This window comes from Streptomyces sp. NBC_00597 (genome assembly GCF_041431095.1).
Lineage (GTDB): Bacteria > Actinomycetota > Actinomycetes > Streptomycetales > Streptomycetaceae > Streptomyces.
Genome location: NZ_CP107757.1, coordinates 1,393,911 through 1,412,149, shown reverse-complemented (window position 1 = coordinate 1,412,149; position 18,239 = coordinate 1,393,911). Strand labels below are relative to the sequence as shown.

At 71.9% G+C, this 18,239-nt stretch carries 14 protein-coding genes and 1 pseudogene; 3 read left to right on the top strand and 12 right to left on the bottom strand.

Annotated features, from left to right (window positions below; translation table 11 throughout):
• Positions 1–2: 2 nt before the first annotated feature.
• The 5 genes from OG974_RS06070 to OG974_RS06050 all read right to left on the bottom strand — a co-directional run bounded on the left by OG974_RS06070 (position 3) and on the right by OG974_RS06050 (position 9,127).
• On the bottom strand, positions 3–1,067 hold the full coding sequence (locus tag OG974_RS06070; protein WP_327279894.1) for a hypothetical protein: 1,065 nt from the start codon (positions 1,065–1,067) through the stop codon (positions 3–5).
• Positions 1,064–4,501, bottom strand: a complete 3,438-nt coding sequence (locus OG974_RS06065; RefSeq protein ID WP_371645696.1) for an AAA family ATPase — start codon at positions 4,499–4,501, stop codon at positions 1,064–1,066. Before OG974_RS06065 ends, OG974_RS06070 begins: the two co-directional genes overlap by 4 nt.
• Before the next feature lie 71 nt (positions 4,502–4,572).
• Positions 4,573–5,742 (bottom strand): exonuclease SbcCD subunit D, encoded by a 1,170-nt coding sequence (locus OG974_RS06060; protein ID WP_328764535.1) that lies wholly within the window; start codon positions 5,740–5,742, stop codon positions 4,573–4,575.
• 198 nt (positions 5,743–5,940) lie between these two features.
• Entirely contained in the window at positions 5,941–7,839 is a 1,899-nt protein-coding gene (locus OG974_RS06055; protein ID WP_371645694.1) for an ATP-binding protein, read from the bottom strand.
• A 745-nt stretch (positions 7,840–8,584) separates the two neighbouring features.
• Entirely contained in the window at positions 8,585–9,127 is a 543-nt protein-coding gene (locus OG974_RS06050) for a GNAT family N-acetyltransferase (RefSeq protein WP_371645692.1), read from the bottom strand.
• Positions 9,128–9,192: 65 nt separating this feature from the next.
• Here OG974_RS06050 and OG974_RS06045 point away from each other — a divergent pair, with 65 nt between their 5' ends.
• Positions 9,193–9,606: a MarR family winged helix-turn-helix transcriptional regulator gene (locus OG974_RS06045; RefSeq protein WP_371645690.1), complete on the top strand. Its 414-nt coding sequence runs from the start codon at positions 9,193–9,195 to the stop codon at positions 9,604–9,606.
• On the opposite strand, the pseudogene OG974_RS06040 reads toward OG974_RS06045, so the two are convergent.
• The 4 genes and pseudogenes from OG974_RS06040 to ppk2 all read right to left on the bottom strand — a co-directional run.
• Positions 9,579–9,981 (bottom strand): annotated as a pseudogene (locus tag OG974_RS06040) (aminopeptidase); the annotation flags it as partial. The gene OG974_RS06045 and the pseudogene OG974_RS06040 overlap by 28 nt on opposite strands.
• A gap of 270 nt (positions 9,982–10,251) precedes the next feature.
• Positions 10,252–11,538: an MFS transporter gene (locus tag OG974_RS06035; RefSeq protein WP_327279889.1), complete on the bottom strand. Its 1,287-nt coding sequence runs from the start codon at positions 11,536–11,538 to the stop codon at positions 10,252–10,254.
• Positions 11,535–12,074, bottom strand: a complete 540-nt coding sequence (locus OG974_RS06030) for a winged helix-turn-helix domain-containing protein (protein WP_329315381.1) — start codon at positions 12,072–12,074, stop codon at positions 11,535–11,537. The genes OG974_RS06035 and OG974_RS06030 overlap by 4 nt, the downstream gene beginning before the upstream one ends.
• A gap of 527 nt (positions 12,075–12,601) precedes the next feature.
• Positions 12,602–13,396 (bottom strand): polyphosphate kinase 2, encoded by a 795-nt coding sequence (ppk2, locus tag OG974_RS06025; protein WP_327279886.1) that lies wholly within the window; start codon positions 13,394–13,396, stop codon positions 12,602–12,604.
• A gap of 188 nt (positions 13,397–13,584) precedes the next feature.
• Here ppk2 and OG974_RS06020 point away from each other — a divergent pair, with 188 nt between their 5' ends.
• The gene (locus OG974_RS06020) at positions 13,585–15,273 is read left to right on the top strand and encodes a GAF domain-containing sensor histidine kinase (RefSeq protein ID WP_327279885.1); all 1,689 of its coding nucleotides are present in this window, start codon (positions 13,585–13,587) and stop codon (positions 15,271–15,273) included.
• A gap of 14 nt (positions 15,274–15,287) precedes the next feature.
• On the opposite strand, the gene OG974_RS06015 is transcribed toward OG974_RS06020, so the two are convergent.
• Together OG974_RS06015 and OG974_RS06010 are read right to left on the bottom strand one after the other, a co-directional pair.
• On the bottom strand, positions 15,288–15,782 hold the full coding sequence (locus OG974_RS06015) for a pyridoxamine 5'-phosphate oxidase family protein (RefSeq protein WP_371645687.1): 495 nt from the start codon (positions 15,780–15,782) through the stop codon (positions 15,288–15,290).
• Between the two features lie 126 nt (positions 15,783–15,908).
• Entirely contained in the window at positions 15,909–16,235 is a 327-nt protein-coding gene (locus tag OG974_RS06010) for an STAS domain-containing protein (protein ID WP_327279884.1), read from the bottom strand.
• Positions 16,236–16,499: 264 nt separating this feature from the next.
• On the opposite strand from OG974_RS06010, the gene OG974_RS06005 reads away from it, so the two are divergent.
• Positions 16,500–17,207, top strand: coding sequence for a response regulator transcription factor (locus OG974_RS06005; RefSeq protein ID WP_327279883.1), 708 nt, complete (start codon positions 16,500–16,502; stop codon positions 17,205–17,207).
• A gap of 71 nt (positions 17,208–17,278) precedes the next feature.
• Here the strand turns inward: OG974_RS06005 and OG974_RS06000 are convergent, their stop codons facing one another.
• On the bottom strand, positions 17,279–18,154 hold the full coding sequence (locus OG974_RS06000) for a universal stress protein (RefSeq protein ID WP_329315376.1): 876 nt from the start codon (positions 18,152–18,154) through the stop codon (positions 17,279–17,281).
• Between the last annotated feature and the right edge of the window lie 85 nt (positions 18,155–18,239).

The window sequence follows — 18,239 nt, the reverse complement described above, 5'->3', positions numbered from 1 at the left end:
GGTCAGGCAGCCGCTGCGGTACGCAGGGCCCTGGCCAGGAGCGACGAGTCGCCCAGGCGGCGGCGCAACTCCCGTTCCAGACCGGCGACCGGGACGAGGTTCTGCGGGGCCCGCGGGTCCTTGTACTCGCAGCCGGCGTACCGCGGCAGAACGCGTTGTGAAAGGTCGGCCAGAGCCACCGCCTCATCGCGAGGAACATTGGCGGCGCATTCCAGGCGGACCACCCCGGCCCACGGGGGGCCGGGCGTGCACGGCAGGCGCAGGTACCAGGCGTGGCGGTCCCAGGAGCTACCCATGAGGAACACGGGGGTACGTTCACCGGGCGCGAGGTGGGCGACCATCGCGTGGAGGTCCGGCGGCAGGTAGGCGGTGCGGTGGGACTTGATGAAGCCCAGGGCACGCGGCAGGTGGGTGCGGCCGCGCAGCGGGCCGTCGACGATCAGCAGGTCCGAGCCGTCGGCCACGCCGTGACCCGAGAGGGCGGTGCGGGCGTTGGCAGCCACGAGGACCTCCAGGTCGTGCAGGCTGCCCTGGAGCGCCGAGGAGAGCAGCACGGCCAGGTTCTCCTCCAGGTCGTCGGCGGTGACGTGGGCCCGGTAGGTACCGGCCGTGGTGGGTACGTCGACGGCATGGGGGGCGGTGGTGAACAGGCCGCGCCGGGACTCGACCGTCAGCAGGTGCGCGCCGTGGCCGGGACAGCAGCACACGGTGCCGGCGGCGTACGAGGCGCACAGGGCCATCGTGGCGTCGGCGGCGCCGGCGGCGGAGTAGCGGGAGTCGTCGGCGGCTGGTGGGGGCCGGTCGGCAGGCGGGAGTTGTTCGATCCAGACACGGGCCTCGACGCGGCGCACTCCGTCGACGAACAGGACGGCGCCGGGGGCGGGACCGTACGAGGGCGAGATCGGCTTCCAGTCGGTGGGGGCGGTTTCGACGTCGAGGACGATCCTCGCAGTGGATCCAGCCACGGCGTTGCCCGCGGCTTCTGCGTTCTCGACGCTGGAGCCGTAGGTGGGGTCCCAGCCGTCGACGTGGAACCGCATCGGGGCCGCGTGCGCGGTGTTCGTCACGCGCCCTCCCGGGTGACGACGGAGCTGTGGGCATCGCGGCGCACCCGGAAGCGAACCGGTACGCGTTCGGCGAGCCCGGGGACGTGGGTGATCAGTCCGACCATCCGGTCGCCCTGGGCGAGGGTCTCCAGCGTGTCGGCGACCGTGTCGAGGGATTCGGGGTCGAGGGTCCCGAATCCCTCATCGAGGAAGATGGACTCCAGTTTCGTCGCGCTGCCGAGCCCGGCCAGCTGTTCGGACAGGGCCAGCGCCAGGGCGAGGCTGGCCTGGAACGTCTCCCCGCCGGAGAGGGTGCGGACCGAGCGCTCCGTATCGGCGTCGGCGTGGTCGACGACGTAGAACTCCCCCTTGCGGTGGCTCAGGTCGAAGCGGGCCCCCGAGAGCTGGCGCAGCGACTCCGAGGCGCCCTCGACCAGGGTGTCGAGGGCGGACTCGGCGAGCCATCGCGGGAACCGCTCGGATCGCATCAGCCGGGCCAGTTCGGTGGCCACCTGCTGCCGGGTGCGGGCCGTGTCCGCCCTCTCCCGTACCGATGCGGCTTCGGCGAGGTCGCGTACGATCCGCTCCGCCTCGGCGCGAGCCCGTTCGAGGGCGATCGCGACCACCCTGGGTGCGTGTGCGGCGCGCCCCGGCCCCTCACCCAGGTGGCCGGGGTCCAGGCCGTGGTCACTCAGCTGCGCGTCCAGCCGGTCCAGGAGTTCGTCGGCGTCGTCGGTCGCGGCGCGGGCTTCGGCACGCCTCCCCAGGGCTTCTGCCCGGCGGCCGGCGGCCTCGCGTGCGGCCCAGTCCACGAGGTCGGCCCAGGCGGCGGCGAGGTCGGCGGTGTCGGGGCGGGGCGGGGCGAGGGCCGCCACGGTGTCCCGAGCGGCCGTCAGTTCGGAGCGGGCGGCATCGGTTCCGGCCAGGGTCCGCTGCTGCTCGGCCAGGGCTTCCCCCAGTGCCTCGCGGGTTCGGTCGGCCCGGACCGCGGCAGCCGTCACGGCGTCGTCGAGGCGGGTGCGTTCGGCGAGCAGGCCGGGGACGGCCTCCGCCGACGGCGCTGCGGACAGCAGCGCGTCGAGCTCGCGCAGCCGGGCGGTGAGGGCGGTCCGGCCGGCTTCGGCGGCCGTGGCGTCCCGCACGGTCCGGGTGTGCGCGACCCGCCCTTCCTCGTGCTCCCGGTCGGCCGTTTCCAGAGCGGCGACGGCATCCTGGTGGGCCTCATCGGCGGTGGCGACCGCGGTGGCGGCAACGGCCAGGTCGGCTTCCGCCTCGGCGGTGCCGGCTCGGGCCCAGGCGTCCAGCCGGGCCCAGGCCGCCGTCAGGTCGCCGGGAGCCCCGAGGTCCTCGGAACCCTCGGGGGCGGCCGGGTCCGCGGTGGGCGGTTCGAGGTCGGTCAAGGCGCCCAGCTGCGTGTCGAGCACGGTGCGGGCCCGGTCGAGCTCCCGTCGGAGCGCACCGGCGGCGGTCAGCGTGGTCCCGTGCACGGTCCTGGCCTCCCCGGCCGCGGCGCGGGTCTGCTCTTCGGTGGCGACGAGCCGGTTGCGGGCCGCGACGAGTCCGTCGAGCCGAGCACGCTCAGGTCCGGATCCGCGGTCCGGACCTGAGCCGCTGACGACGCCGGGGAAGGCTTCGGCTTCGCCCGCGGCTCCTTCGGAAAGCTCCGGTAGCAGGGCGGCCACCTGCTGCTCGATCATGGTGCGCCGCACGGTGAGGGCGTCGACGGTGCGCTGCCGGCCGGTGACCGTGGCCATCGCTTCCTGGTGCCGGGAGAGCGCCTCACGGTGTTCGCGGGTCGCGCCGGCCGCACCGGCCTCGGCAGCGTCGAGCGCCGGGTCGGGCAGCGGCGGCGGGACGGCGGTGACGGTCTGCTCGCAGACCGGGCAGGCGTGGCCGGCCCGGAGCACCGGACGCAGCCGACCGGCACCAGCGAGCGTACGCGCCTCCTCCAAGGCGCCCGTACGGGCGTCGAGGAGGAACTGTGCATCGGATACCGCGGCGTCCGTCCGCGCGGCTGCCTCGATGGCGTCGCCCAGTTCGCTGGTGGCCGCGGCGAAGTCCGTGGTGACCTCGTCGAGCTGGTCGAGCGCCCCCCGGGCTTCGGTGAGGCGGCTTCCATCACCGTCGGCGGCGAGCGCGGTGGCCGCCCGCTCGTGCCGGTCGCTGGCTTCGGTGAGACGCCGTTCCGCGTCGTCGGCCTGCCGGGCGAGCTCCGCCACCCGATCGGCCAGGACGGACAGCCCCTCCGGGGTACGGACGCGGGCCAGCCGGTCCCGGCGGCGCCGGACCTCGTCGTGCGCCTGGTGGGCGCGGTCGAGGCGGGCGCGGGCCTCCGCCACGTCCGCACGGGCAGCGTCGACTGCGGCTGCGCGGACGTGCAACTGTTCCTGGTGCCTCGCCAGTTCCCAGTCGGCGCGGTCCGCAGCCGCGAACACCCGCTCGCGGCGCGCGGCGAGGTCCGCCCTTTCCAGGTGGAGGTCACGGGTGTGCTCGATGGCGGCGCGCTCCGGGGCGGCCCGGCCGGCCGCGTGGGCGTCTGCGAGGGCACGGCCGGCTTCGGCCTCGGCCTCGCGCGCCTTCTCGACGGCGCGCTGCGCGTCGTCGGCGGCGCGCTGGAGCTCTTCGACGCCGTGGGGGGCGCTGATGGAGGCGAGCAGGTCGGCCTGGCCGCCCAGCGCCTGCGCACGGGCGGCGGCTTCGGCGGCACGGGCATGCGCCTCGTCGACCCCGGGCACGAGTGCGTCGACGCTGGTGGCCAGCAGTTCCAGTGCCGAGACCCGCGCCCGCGCCTCGGCCTCCGCTTCGGGAGTGGCGCCTGCGTAGCGGCCGAGCTGCTCGGTGAGGACCTCGACCTCTTTGGCCGCCGCGTCCCGCTGGACGCCGGCACGCTTGCCGATGCCCTCGTAGTGGGCGGCGCCCAGGAGTTTCAGCAGGATCCGCTGCCTGTCGGCGGTGTTCGCCGACAGGAACCGGGCGAAGTCGCCCTGGGGCAGGACGACGCATTGGCAGAAGTCGTCGAAGGACAGTCCGAGAAGCTGTTCGACGGCGGCGTTGAGTTCCTTGATCTCGCCGGCCAAGACCTCGGGTTGCGGCCCGTTCGGGTGGACGGCGCCCGCGGTGGGGTCGGCGAACCTGACCAGGCTGACGGCCTTCTGCTGGACCTGCCCCCCGATCCGGCGGACCTCGCGGGCCACCTGGTAGCGCTGGGACGCAACGTCGAAGGTGAGCGAGACGGTGCAGCGGTTGCTGGTGGGGGCGAGCGCGTAGGAGATGGCGTTGCTCCGTCCCCACCGGTAGGCCGTGCCGTACAGCGCGAAAGTCAACGCGTCGAGGATGGTGGACTTCCCCGACCCGGTCGAGCCGACAAGGGCGAAGTAGTCGGCGTCGGTGAAGTCGACCACGGTGGCGACACGGAAACCGGCAAAGCCGTTGAGCTCCAGGCGAACGGGGCGCATCTGCGGTGTTGTTCCTTACCGGGTGTGTGAAGGGACCTGGGATGCCGGAGACCGGGGGTGGGGGAAGCCGGTCAGGGGCGGGCGGTCGAGCGGGTGAGGTCGTCGTGTAGTTCGTTGAACAGGCCCACGACCCGGTCGTCGCTGATGCCGACGCTGTGGCAGTAGTCGGTGAACAGTTGCGCGGGCGTCCTGGCCTGCCGATCGACTGCTGTGCCCGCCTTGGCCCCGGCACTCGTGTGTTCGGGGTGGATGCGGATCTCCAGGGCGTTGGGAAGCGCTTCGGTCAGGTCGTCGCGGAGGCCGGCGTACGCGGGCTGGGTGACGACGAGTCGGAGGTAGTCCTCGCCGTAGGTGGCTCGGTCGGCGATGAGCTCGGCGACGGTTCCCTCGACGGTGCGCAGTCGGCGGCCGGCGGTGACCGGGACGTCGGTGACCTGCGCCGGAGTGCCGGGGGCCGCTTCGACGAGGCAGACGACGTGCGTGTTGTCCTGCTCGCCGAAGTCGACCGGGTACGGGGATCCGCTGTAGTGCACCGGGCAGGGCGCCGGAATCCGCTGTCGGCGGTGGAGGTGGCCCAGGGCCACGTAGTGGGCCTCGGTCGGGAAGATCGCGGCGGGAACGTGATACTCCATGATCGATTGGGCTTCGCGTTCGCCGCCCCCGAAGGCCCCGCCGGTGCAGGTGAGGTGCGCCATGACGATGTTCACGGCGTCCGGGGTGAACGCGGCGGTCAGGCCGCCCAGGACGTCGCGCACCAGCTGGTCGTAGGCACCGACGTTCTGTGAGGGGGTGTTCGCGATGATCTCGGCAGCGCGGACGGCGTAGCGGCGGGAGAGGAAGGGCAGAACCGCGACGTTGACGGGTTCGTTCGTGGACTTGGCACGAAAGGTGAGGACACCGCCCTTGTCCGCCGGCCTGGCCTGACCGTAGACGTGGATGCCGGCGACGCCCATCAGCGGTTTGTACGCCTCGAACGTGGCTCCGTGGTCGTGGTTGCCGGCGATGACGACCACCTCGACGTTCCGCCGGGCCAGTTGCATCAGGGTGCGCACGACGAGCTTCTGGGCATCGGCACTCGGCGCGGAGTGCTCGTAGACGTCGCCGGCGATGAACACGGCATCGACCTCGTTGCCGAGCGCGATCTGGGTTATCTCGCGCAGTACGGCGGCCTGTTCGTCGAGCCGGTTGCGGCCCTTGAGGATCTTACCGACGTGCCAGTCTGAGGTGTGGAGGAACTTCACCAGGACGGTCCTTCCGGAGGGACGAGGCGGGCCGGGGCGGCTGTGGGGCGATGAGCGAGACGGGTCGGAGCGAAAGCGCGGGGTGTCCGGTGACGCGGGCGTCGGAGCGGATCATCAGCCCTGCCTGCCGGCCATGGCCTTCACCACCGAGATCCACGGCCGCCACGTCAGGTTGCGGCGCGCCGTGGATGACGAGCGTCAGAAGGGTGGGGGCTCAGCGACGGCGCCGTCGTCGAAGTCGTCGAGCCAGCGGTCGTCGTCGACCGCCGGCAACTTGTCGAACGGGCCCGGCCGTACCTCCCCAGCGGCGGTCCCTGCGGGAGGAGCCGAGTCGTCGGCGGAGGCGGGTTCGCTGAAGGCGGGTTCACTGACCTCGGAGAGCCGTGTGGCCCAGGCAGGAAAGGGGAACTCGACGGCCAGCGGCACCGGAATCTCCGGCTGGGAGACGAACATGGTTCCGGGCCTCGCAAGCGTGGCGCGCTGGCGCTGGCCCTTGGGGAGGAACCCGTACTCGGGGCGGTTGGCCTCCGCAGGGTCCAGCCGTCCGACGATCTTGATCGAGGAGTTCGACACGATGCGCCGTTCGACCTCGGAGGCGGTCTGCTGGGCTCCGATGAGGATGATGCCGAGCGAACGACCCCGCTCGGCGATGTCGAGCAGCACGTCCTTGATCGGAGAGGAGCCGTCGCGGGGCGCGTACTTGTTGAGCTCGTCGATCATCGTGAAGAGGAGGCCACCCGGCCCCGCCTGTTCCTTGCGTTCGGTCTCCGCTGCGAGGACGACGCCGACGACGAAGCGCTGAGCCCGCTCGGGCAGGTTGTGCAGGTCAACAACGGTGACCTGGTGGCGCGACGTGTCGACGCCGTGGTCGACCGGCCGGTCGGTGACCGTGCTCAGGTCCCCCCTCAGCAGGGGCGTGAGTGGCCGTTGAGATGACCTCAGCCGCCGGACGAACGCGTTCACGGTGCCGGTTCCCACAGCCGGTCCCGCCCAGAGCGGACGGGTGGCTTCGTCGGTCACCCGCCCGGAGATGAAATCGATCATCTCCTCCCAGGTCCGGAGGACGGTGCCGTCGACGACGACCGCGCCGTCGTTCCCGGCAGGTCTGGCTTCGCGGCGCAGCCGACCTGTGACCTGGTGAACGACCATCGTGTACTGGTTCTTCTCGTCCGCGACGTCGGTGAACACGTACGGGAGCAACTCGCGTTCGCAGAACTCCGCGAGGGTCCACCAGAACGCGGTGACGCCGCTGGTCCGTCCCGTGACGTGGGGGCGGCCCGTGGTGTCGCCGGGGAGCGGCGGGGCGTAGAAGCCGACGGAGACGAAAGGTCGGGCGGGCAGGCCGAGTCGACCATAGGCGGCGCGTAACGGCTCGTCGAGGCGGGCGTTGGGTTGATCGACGAACAGTAGGTCCTCGCCCTTGACGGAGAAGATCAGAGCCTTGGCGTTGACGACTCGGCCGCCCAACGCGCCGGAGGTGAAGAGGGAGTGGAGGAGGAACAGCGCGAAGCTGGTCTTGGTCGCCACCCCCGAGATGCCCGAGATGGACACGTGGGCGCCACGGGTACCGTCGAGGAACTCGACGTTGACGTAGATCGGTTCGCCGTCGCGGCCGATGCCGACGGGGATTCGCTTCGCCATCCGGTCGAAGTAGAGCGCGGCGTCCCGGTCCGCTCCCGTGGCCCGGATGGCCACTTCACCGGGACGGGGCGGCACGTAGCACTCGGGGTCGACGCGCGTCGTGGCGACCTCGGCGATCTCCTGCACGCGTGCCGGCAGGATCCCGTCGGCAATGAGGAACACGTCCGAGTCGAACGCGGCACCCTCGTGTCGAGCGACGACCTCGGTGACCACACCGGAGGTCGTGACGGTTCCGCGCCCGGGGACCTGGCGACGGGTGCTGACCACGTCGTCGAGTTGGAGATAGGCGTCGGGTGACACGGCGACGTGGAACTTCAGGGGTGTGCAGTCCTCGGTGCCCGCCACCTTCCCGACCTGCCGCTCAACTCCGCCTGGGTGGTGACCCGCTGTGGTTGCGGCGAGATGGACGGCCGGGGTCGTGGCGACGTGGGAGACCCCGGAGTCGGTGTCGGTCATCGGCGGGCTCTCCTCGTGTGGCGCGGTTTCGGAGGTGCATCGCGGTGGCGCCCGGCCTCCCACGGCCGGCGGCCGGTGAACGGACACGGGGCGCCGAGGACCTGACGACGTCGGGGACCTGCGGCCCTGGAGGACCCGGGGGCCCGGCGGGTGCCGGGTCGCAGTGGTCGCGCTGCCGACGTGGTCGTGAGGCGGGGCGCTCCGGCCGGGACGGGCGGGCCCGGTGGGCCGGAGCAGCGTCGGTCAGGACTGCTCCGCTACCGGGGCACCCGCCGGGCCGGTGCGCGGCCGATGGCCGGGCGCCCGAGATCGTCAGGCGGTGGTGCGGCGTCTACGGGTGGCGAGAGGTGACGCAGGTGGTGTGGAGTGCCCGTCCGCACCGGAGGAAAAGGTTGGATGGCCCCGCCGGCAGCCGGTAGCGGCCCGGCACCCGTCGTGGTCACCGATGACAACACCAGTCAGCGGGCCGAAGCCGACCTGTAGACGCACGCTCCGCGCCCCCCTCGTTCCGGCAGTCCCGTGCGCCGGCAGGCGACACGGGGTGATGACCGCCTCAAGTACCCCACCCTCATGCGGCTCGACGCATCCTACGTATATTCATCCGACCCCACATGCGGATTCCACGATCCGCCACCCAGCCTTGTCAGCCGAACGGCGTCGCCCTGTGCACCGGTGCCGGAGCCGCATCCGGCTGGGGCGGGGATCGAGTGGCGGGCGGCCGTGGCTGTGACCCGGGGCGCCGCCGTCAGGTGACCGCCGCTGCATAACACCGGACGGTCACCTTCTGCTCCGGGCTCCACTGCTGCTCGACCGTGGCCAACAGCTGCCAGCCGAGCCGCTCGTACAGGGCCGACGCCGCCGTGTCGGAAGCCACCACGTCGAGCACCGGATGCAAGCCGTGGTGCCGCGCTTCTGCGACTGCCCGCGCCATCAGCAGCGCACCGATCCCGTGACCTCGGGCCGACGGAGCGACGAACAGTCGGTTGACCACGGCGGTCGCGTCGCGACTCACCCCTGCGTGCGCACTCCACAGGCCGGGTGCCGCGTCTCCCGCGCTGCTCCACGACAAGCCGACGTGGCCGACGATGCGGCCGTCCAGCTGGGCCACCCACGAGGCGATGAGCGAGGGAGGCGTGAGCCATGTGCCTGGATCGTCGGGCCAGTTCACCGGATAGCCGTCGTGTTCGTGGACCTCCGTCAGGACCCGCGCACAGTCACCGGGGTCTCGATCAGTCCGTTGTCGAACACTCGGGGGGAGGTCCGCGCCGGCCGTGCTCTCGCTCTTCACTGCGGCATGGAAGCACAGCCCCATGCCCGTGCCCAGCAATTTCCGCGACGGGCCCTAACGGCGCAGTGCTCTCCGCGCCTGCGTCCGCCGCCGTCGTGGCCGAACTGCGCGCGGCGCTGGGAAAGCTCACGCGGCGCGTGAAGCTGGAGGACCAGATGCCGCTCGGTCAGGCGTCCGTCCTCGGTGCGCTGGACCGCGCCGGTGCGGTGATGACCAGCGAACTGGCGGCCGAACAGCGCGTGCGCCCGCAGTCCGTGGCCCGAGCCGTCGGGCTCCTCATGGAGCAGGGGCTGATCACGCGCCGGGCGCATCCGACCGACGGCCGCAAGAGCCTGGTCGAACTCTCCTCTGCGGGGCAGGCACTGCTGGAAGAGGAGCGGGGGCGCAGGGCGGACTGGCTTGCGCGAGCGATCGAGGCGGAGCTGACGGGGGACGAGCGTCCCCAAGGCGGTCACGCCAGGTCGAGGAGTTGTCCGTAGAAGCCGCCGAAGCCGTGCTGCTCGTCGACGAGGTGGACCTCAAGGATCCAGTGGCAGCGGCCCGCCCGGGCGGCGCGTCGCATCGCATCGCATCGGAGTGGCGTTGTCCAGGGTGACGTGGACCCGGGTGCGGCGCCGTCGATCGTCTCGTGCGGGAATTCCCCCACCAGATGGCCCGCGTGCCACCCGCCCAGGGTCCAGCCGGACTCGGCGGCGAGCCGTTCGGCTTCCGCGTACGGCCGTCGCCCGGTGATCTGCGGGTCGGCACGGAGGACGCTGCGGCCCGCGTCGAAGACCTTGACGAGGTCTTCGCGCAGCCTGGTGCTTGGCCGGGGCCTCGCCGAAGACGAGGGTGCGGCCGAAGTCTGACGACCACCTGCCGCTGCTCCGTACGACCGCGACCGGATGGAAAGCGCACTGGCTCCTGGAGATCCACTTGATCGACGAACACGCGGGCTTCGGGGCCTCGCACAAGGGCGCTCCTCGATCTGGTGTGATGCCTGCCGCGGTCGGTTCACGGGTGTGAGTAGTTCGGCCCGCTGGGCCGCTCGTTGCATCCCGTGGAGGCCGGGCGCCCGACGCCACGGCGCCGAGGCGAGGAACGCCGAGCTGGGCTCGGCACTGGCCCAACGATCTCGCGGAGCCCTAATGGGCACGCTCGTGAACGGGATCCAAGGATTCCGGGTGATCTGCATCATCGGCCGGAGCGGCGGCACGCAGCGCCGCCTCGACCCGGCGGTTGCTGGTCATGGTCGCCGTGACGGCGGTCATCGCGAGGAGGAGGCCGGCGGCGGTGTAGAGCGGGGTGCGTACGTCGTAGGTGGTGGCCAGCCAGCCGCCGAGGAAGGCGCCGAACGGGGCGGCGCACATGGCGAGCATGCGGGAGGTGGAGGCGACCCGGCCCATCAGGTGGGCGGGGACGATCGCCTGTCGGAGGGAGGGGCCGAGCACCATCGTGGCGCCCATGCCCGCTCCGCAGACGGCGAGCGCGAGGCCGGCGACGTACGGGTTCGGGGCGGCGGCAAGGCCCAGGACGGCGAGTCCCTCGACGGCGGCCGTGCAGGTCAGTGCGGTGCCGGTGCCGAGTCGTCGGCCGAGGGAGGAGGCGATGCCCGCGCCGAGCAGGCCGCCGGTGGCCTCCGCAGTGAGGAGCAGGCCGAAGCCGAAGGTGTCGATGCCGAGACGATCGTGCGCGAAGAGGGCGAGTACGGTTTCCACGGCGAGGAAGGCGATGTTCCCGACCGCCGGACGCAGCGCGAGCCCGAGCAGCAGCTGATCCCGGAACACGTACGAGGCGCCGGCCCGCGCCTGCCGCAGCAGCGACTCGCGGGCCTGCGGTGCGGGCCGGGGTGCGGCAGGCAGCGACCGTACGAGCAGTGCGGAGAGCGCGAACGACACCGCATCGGCGAGCAGCGGAAACGCCCGCCCGAGCGCGAGCAGGGCACTACCCGCGGGCGGCCCCGCGAAGCCGGACGCGGCGGTCTGGGTGCCGCGCATGCGGGAGTTGGCGCGCTCCAGGAGCGCGGGGTCGCGGCCGAGCAGATCCGGCAGATAGGCCGTGGCGGCCGTGTCGAAGAAGAGCCCGCCGAGGCCGAGCAGGAAGGCGACGGCCGCGAGCAGTGGAATGCTCAGCACGTCGAGCGCGGCCGCTGCCGCCGGTATGGCGAGCAGCACCGCACGCGCCGCGTCCGTGACCCACATCGTGCGCCGACGGTCCCAGCGGTCTACCAGCGCACCGCCGAGCACCCCGAAGAGCAGCCACGGCAGCGTTCCGGCGGCCGTGACGACGGCGAGCGCCATCGGATCCCGAGTCAACGTCAACGCGAGCAGCGGCAGCGCGGCATGCGACACCCCGTCACCGAGCGAGGACACCGTCTGCGCAGTCCACAGCCGTCCGAACCCGGTCGGCAACTTCCTTACGCCTGAGGTCACTTGGCGTCCCCTTCGGTCTGCCGGCGCGGTGCCGGGTGGAACAGTGCGAAGACGAGTGACGCGTCCGGGAGCGACGGATCTGACAGCTCCCGGTACTCGTCCGCCAGTGCCTCCAGCCGCGCCCCCAGCTCCGCGAACTGCTCATCGGTGAGCCGCAGATGGGCCATCCGGACGTGCCGCTCGCCCGCCGCCGGCGCTGCCTCCAGGTCCGCCACCGCATGCCGCATCAGCACGTCCGGCCCTCCCTCGCCCGGATCCGGCAGCACGATCGCCCGTGCGGCCATTGCGTAGTACCGCTCGGTGACTCCCCGGACCTTCCGCGTTCGTACCACCTTCACCAGGCCGGCACGTTCGAGCAGTCGTACGTGGTAGCTGGAACTCCCCTTCGCAAGGCCCACTCGCTCGGCGATCTGAGTGATCGTCGCGGGCTCGAAGCGGAGCACGGCCATGATCCGGTGACGCGTGAGATTGGAGACGGCGCGTAGCTGCTCGTCCGTGGTGACGTGAAACGCCTCGGGAAGATCGTCGGTAGGCATGTCGCCAATGGTCAACGTTTCTTGACCATTGGGCAAGGGGTTTTCGTTCAGACTTTCGGAACCGGCCGTCCAGCGGCAGCTCGACGCGCCCCTCCCGGAGCTGAAGGCAAGGCGGGGGGGGAGCACGGATCGCCGAACTCACAGGCGCACAAAAGCTGTTGGCGTCGCGTTCCCGCCTGATGGCTGCGTTCCGTGAGGAACTCCTACCTCCAAGCTCTTCCTCGGCTACGACCGGCCGTGGTGGGAGGATCTGGGTCTGCGGGCTGGCCGCTGGCGAAGTAGCCGACGCGCACGGACCGTGGGAGCAGGTCCGCGAGGAACCCGAGGCGCACGGCCCACGCACCGAGCGTCACCAGGCCGACAGCCAGCGCCCGAGCCGCCGCGAGCACCGCGTGCCGGCCCGGGTCGCCACCGGCGAGTGGTATCCGGAGACCGGGAGACAGCAGGGCCGACCTTCCACGTGCGGACATCGTGCGCTCCTCGCTGACGGGTCCATCGGACGACACCGCGATGGGGCCTGCTGCGGCTCACTCCTTCCCGAGTGTGGCCGCGTGATCGGGCACGACGGTCTGGAGCTCCTTGGGCGGCCGCTCGTAGCCCGTCGACGGGGGCCGGGACGGCAGGACGAGCGGCGGCAGGGCCACGTCCTCGTAGGGGACCGAGGAGAGCAGGTGGGCGATCGTGTTGAGTCTCGCGTTGCGCTTGTCGTCGCTCTCGACCACGTACCACGGGGCGTCCGCCGTGTCCGTGTGGACGAGCATCTCGTCCTTGGCCCGCGAGTACGCCTCCCAGCGCGTGAGGGACTCCAGGTCCATCGGGGAGAGCTTCCAGCGCCGCAGCGGATCCTCCGCGCGACGACGGAACCGCTCCTCCTGGGCCGCGTCGCTGACGGAGAACCAGTACTTGCGGAGCAGGATCCCGTCCTCCACTAGCATGCGCTCGAAGAGCGGGCACTGACGCAGGAAGCGCTGGTGCTCCGCGGGAGTGCAGAAGCCCATGACGTGTTCCACGCCGGCGCGGTTGTACCAGCTGCGGTCGAAGAGCACGATCTCGCCGGCAGCCGGCAGGTGCTCCACGTAGCGCTGGAAGTACCACTGGGTGCGCTCCCGCTCCGTCGGCTTCGGTAGGGCCGCGATGCGGGCCACACGGGGGTTGAGGTGTTCGGCGACGCGCTTGATCGTGCCCCCTTTGCCCGCCGCGTCGCGGCCCTCGAAGACGACGACCAGCCGGGCGCCCTCCACGCGCACCCATTCCTGAAGCTTGATCAGCTCCGTCTGGAGTCGAAGCAGTTCCGCCTCGTAGACCGCCTTGCCGAGTCTCATTTCCGTACCCTTCCCATCGTCGCCGGGTGCATCGATCAAGTCAGTCACGGCAAGCATCTGCACGCAACGATGTCCATCGGGCCTCGGCGTGTCGATACGCTGGCCGCACGTCGGGCCATCGGGCCATCGGGCGCCAGCCGGAGGAGTAACGCGTGGGTGTGGGGGATCCGTTGACGCAGGTGCCGAGGATGCGGCTCGACGAACTGCTGGACGAGCTCCAGGTGCGCATTGACGAAGTGCGCGGCACCCGCGATCGGGTGCACAGCCTGCTGGAGGCCGTCGTGTCGGTGGGGCGGGAGCTGGATCTCGCCCAGGTGCTCCGGCGCATCGTGGAGGCCGCCGCGCTGCTGGTGGACGCCGAGTACGGCGCCCTGGGTGTGATCGGCCCCGACGGGCGCAGGCTCGCGCAGTTCCTGACCGTGGGGCTCACCGATGACGAGATCTCCGCCATCGGTCCGCTGCCGGCCGGCCACGGGTTGCTCGGCGAGGTCATCCACCACCCGGAGCCCCTGCGCCTCAGCGATCTCGGAGCACACTCCTCTTCCCACGGGTTTCCGGCCCATCACCCGCCCATGCGCACCTTCCTCGGTGTGCCGATCCGGGTCCGTGACGAGGTGTTCGGGAACCTCTATCTGACTGACAAGCGGGGCGGGGTCGACTTCGACACCGAGGACGAGACCGTGATCTCCACCCTCTCGGTGGCGGCGGGCGTGGCGATCGACAACGCGCGGCTCTACGAGGGGGCGCAGCGCCAGCAGAGATGGCTCAGGGCGAACGCGGAGATCACCGAGAGCCTACTGTCCGGGAGTTCGCGCCCGGCGGTGTTGGATCTCATCGCCCGCCGCGCCCAGGAGATCACCGCGGCGCGGCTCGCGAACATCGCCGTTCCGGTGGACGGTGTCGACGGCCTGGTCGTGGAGTTCGCGGCCGGAGCGGCCGGGGCCACGTGGCAGGGCCTTGTCGTCCCCTTCGAGGGCACGCTCTCCGGGGCCGCGCACCGGTCGGGCAAGCCCGTGACGGCGATGAGGGCCTCGGGTGACGAGCGCTACGCGGCCGAGGCCCGGATGCAGCGGTGGGACGGGCTGGGACCAGCCGTGGCAGTCCCGCTGGGTACTGCGGGCGGGGAGAGCCGGGGCGTTCTGCTGCTCGCGCGACCGGCAGGAGAGCCTGCGTTCGGCGAGGGTGAGCTGGAGCCGCTCGTCGCCTTCGCGGGTCAGGCGGCGATCGCTCTGGAGCTGGCGGAACGGCGTCGGGACGCCGAGCAGATAGCACTGCTGGAGGAGCGCGACCGGATCGCCCGTGACCTGCACGACCTGGCCATCCAGCGGCTCTTCGCCACCGGCATGACCTTGCAGAGCGCCGCACGGCTCGTGGAGCACGAAGGGGCCGCCGAGCGGGTCGGCCGGGCGGTCGACGACCTGGACGAGACCATCAAGATCATCCGATCGACGATCTTCGGGCTCCGCACCAAGGACCGCGAGGGCGGACCGGGGCTGCGGGCACGCGCCTCCCGCGCCGTCGGCGACGCGGCCACCTCGCTCGGCCATCCACCGCGCCTGAGCATGGAGGGGCTCCTCGACACCGACGTACCTCCGCAGATAGCCGACCACGTGGTGGCGGTGCTGGGCGAGCTCCTCAGCAACGCGGCCCGACACGCGCAGGCGACCAAGGTCGGGGTGACCCTCAAGGCCGGGCAGGGCGAGGTCGTACTGACCGTCTCGGACAATGGCACGGGCATTCCCGCGCGGGGGCGCAGGAGCGGTCTGCGCAACCTCGACGAGCGGGCACGCGGCGTGGGCGGCACCTTCACCACCGAGACTCCCGAGGCGGGCGGCAGCAGGCTCGTGTGGCGGGCGCCGCTTCCCCACAGCAGCTGAGGGGCGGTACGGAGTCAGCCGTGGATCGCCGGGGCGGGCGGCGACGGTGTGGCCTCCAGCCGGAAGCCCGTGACGAGATCCGGGCGGATCCGCAAGGCGTTGGTCATCGGTTGTTCGACCCACGGGCGCAGCAGGTCGGCGTACCGGTCGGTGTCCTCGGCATCGACCACCGGGCGTGCGTAGCCGGTGACGACGACGCTCCAGCCGAGACGGGTGTCGGGATCGATGACGTCCGCTTCGTACGCCACCACCACGCCGGGGACGTCGGCGGGTGCCGCCAGGGAGGCCAGCGCCCCGCCTTCGTGGATCCGGATGATGATGTCCTCGCCGTCGACGAGGTGGTTCACCGGTCGAACGGCAGGCAGCGCGTGCTGCGTGAAGACGATGCGTCCCAGCGACACCGTGGCGAGGAGCCTCAGGGCCTCGGCCCTGCCCAGTTCCCGCATGTGCCGGGCGGCCGTCGTGCCGCCGGCGCGGCCGGCGGGTCGCCGTATGCCTTCCTGATCCATGATGCGTACCTTCGTCCGGCCCACTCGGTCCTTACGGCTTCCGATCTCCCAGCCTCCCTCTTGATCCACCGGTGGGACCAGGGCCGAACGGTCCCTTCTGCGCCCCGGACCCGCACTGCGCCGCACTCACGAGACGACGAATCTCAGGTCTCTGTCGGCAGCGAGCACCCGCATGGACTTGACCACCAGGGGTGGCACGTCGCACAGGAAGAGCCGCGTTCCCGCCGCACGACAGTGGCGGTCGAGACGGGTGAGGAGGTCGATGCCCGCGCTGTCGCAGAAGGAGAGGCTGCGCAGGTCCAGGACGATGCTCCGGTGGCCGGATCCGGCGAGTTCGCGCAGGCGTGGTGCCACTTGCCCGGCCGTGTAGCAGTCGAGCTCTCCTGCCAGGGCGATCCTCAGACCACGGTCGTCCCGGGCCACGGTCTTCAGGTCGATCAAAGCGGTCGTCATGGCGTCCTCCGCGCTGCGTGCGGCTCCGCGGAGTCGCGCCGTTCCCCGTGCACCCTCAGTTCATCCGGCGCCGCGCGCTCCCGGGAAGGGCCCGGCAGGCCCTGTGGACAGGGCCGAAGGTCCCTTTCCGGAGGGCCTGCCGGGCCCTGTCGCCCGGAGCCGCCGGCGATGAGGGCCGATCGGCCCTGTCCGTTCGGCCCGTCCGGCGGGCAAGATGCCGGTGTTCGTGCGTCCAGGGACGAACCCAGGCGAAGGAGTTGCGTGATGACCGGCAGCAGTGCCCCCTCCCCCGCGACGAACCCCATCAGCGTCTTCCTGCTCGACGACCACGAGGTCGTGCGAAGGGGAGTGCACGACCTGCTGGACGCCGAGCCGGACCTGACCGTGGTGGGTGAAGCGGGCACGGCGGAACAGGCCCTGATCCGCATTCCGGCGCTGCGTCCCCGGGTGGCGATCCTGGACGTACGGCTCCAGGACGGTGACGGCGTGAGCGTGTGCCGGGAGCTGCGCTCACGCATGCCCGAGCTGGCCTGCCTGATGCTCACGTCGTTCGACGACGAAGAGGCTCTGCTGGACGCCGTGATGGCGGGGGCCGCCGGCTACGTCCTGAAGCAGATCACCGGCACCGACCTGGTGACCGCCGTACGGACGGTGGCCTCCGGCCAGTCGATGCTCGACCCCGGCGCCACCACGCGGCTGATGGCCCGGATGCGCGGCGACGTGCCCCAGGAGGAGCAGGTGCCGGGGCTTCCCGGCTTCACGGACCGCGAGAAGGAGATCCTCGTCATGGTCAGCGAGGGGCTCACCAACCGGGAGATCGGCAAGCGGCTGTACCTCGCGGAGAAGACCGTGAAGAACATCATCTCTCGGCTGTTCATCAAGCTCGGGGTGGAGCGGCGCGTGCAGGCCGCCGTGATCGCCAGCCACGCCCTGACCCCGCCCGGCCGGCGCCCGGCCCCCGCTGCGGAGTAGGGCGCGTCCGCTCGGGCGGGCCGGGCCGGCCGGGTGATGTGCGCCCGGCCGGTCCGGGGCGTGTCGGCGCTTCAGTGGTGCGGCACGACGGCGACGGGACAGGTCGAGTGGTGGAGGACGGCATGGGCCACCGATCCGGTACGTGCGCCCGGCGTCGACTCCCGGATCTGCCGGCCGACGACGAGCAACTGGGCGTCCGATGCGACGGACAGCAGCACGTGCCCGGCGCTGCCCTGCTCCACGTGCGCGACGACGTCCACCTCGGGGTGCCTCGTCCGCCACGGCTCCAGCGCCTGCTCCAACGCGGCCTTCTCGTACGGTTCCAGCCCGCCGAGCTGGTCGGCGATCCACATCGAGCCGGGGCTGTAGCCGTAGACCGGGGGCAGGCTCCAAGCCCGTACCGCGCGCAGGGGCGCCCTGCGTGCTGCGGCCGTCTCGAAGGCGAAGCGCAGTACGTCGGCGGATTCCTCCACGCCGCCCTGCTGGCCGACGACCACCTCGCCCTCGGCGGCCCCGGACACCGGCATGCCGTGCCGGGCGCGGACGGAGACGACGGGGCACTCGGCGGCGGCGATCAGCTGCTGCCCGTAGGAGCCCAGCAGGAAGCCGGCCAGGGCGCCGTGTCCACGGGTGCCGAGCACCAGCATCTCCGCGTCCTTGGCGGCGCGCAGCAGGGCCGGCACGGGGCCGTCCGGGACCACTTCCGCGGTGAGTGAGAGCCGCGGGTGGCGGCGGCGGAGCTCAGCCTCCGACTCTTCCAGGATCTCCTGGGCGCGGCGGGCCTCGACGTCGCGGTCCTGGACGAACGGAACGGCGAGCGGCTGCCACAGCCAGGCGTGGACCACGTGCACGTGCATGTCCCGGCGTGCGGCTTCCTGAGCCGCCCAGTCGGCTGCGGCCCGGCTTTCGGGGGAGCCGTCCACGCCGACGACGAGGGTGCGCTTCACGGGTCTGTCCTCCGTACTGATGCGCGGGGGCATCGGGGTCTGTGGCCGGGACGGGTGGCGCCGGCCGGGGGAAGGACCGGGCGCC

Bases quoted from the DNA above. Each gene is read 5' to 3' on its own strand.
- ppk2 (WP_327279886.1), bottom strand. From the start codon at position 13,396: ATGAGACTCGGCAAGGCGGTCTACGAGGCGGAACTGCTTCGACTCCAG.
- OG974_RS06005 (WP_327279883.1), top strand. From the start codon at position 16,500: ATGACCGGCAGCAGTGCCCCCTCCCCCGCGACGAACCCCATCAGCGTC.
- OG974_RS06065 (WP_371645696.1), bottom strand. From the start codon at position 4,501: ATGCGCCCCGTTCGCCTGGAGCTCAACGGCTTTGCCGGTTTCCGTGTC.
- OG974_RS06030 (WP_329315381.1), bottom strand. From the start codon at position 12,074: ATGCCTACCGACGATCTTCCCGAGGCGTTTCACGTCACCACGGACGAG.
- OG974_RS06010 (WP_327279884.1), bottom strand. From the start codon at position 16,235: ATGACGACCGCTTTGATCGACCTGAAGACCGTGGCCCGGGACGACCGT.
- OG974_RS06055 (WP_371645694.1), bottom strand. From the start codon at position 7,839: ATGACCGACACCGACTCCGGGGTCTCCCACGTCGCCACGACCCCGGCC.
- OG974_RS06015 (WP_371645687.1), bottom strand. From the start codon at position 15,782: ATGGATCAGGAAGGCATACGGCGACCCGCCGGCCGCGCCGGCGGCACG.
- OG974_RS06020 (WP_327279885.1), top strand. From the start codon at position 13,585: ATGCGGCTCGACGAACTGCTGGACGAGCTCCAGGTGCGCATTGACGAA.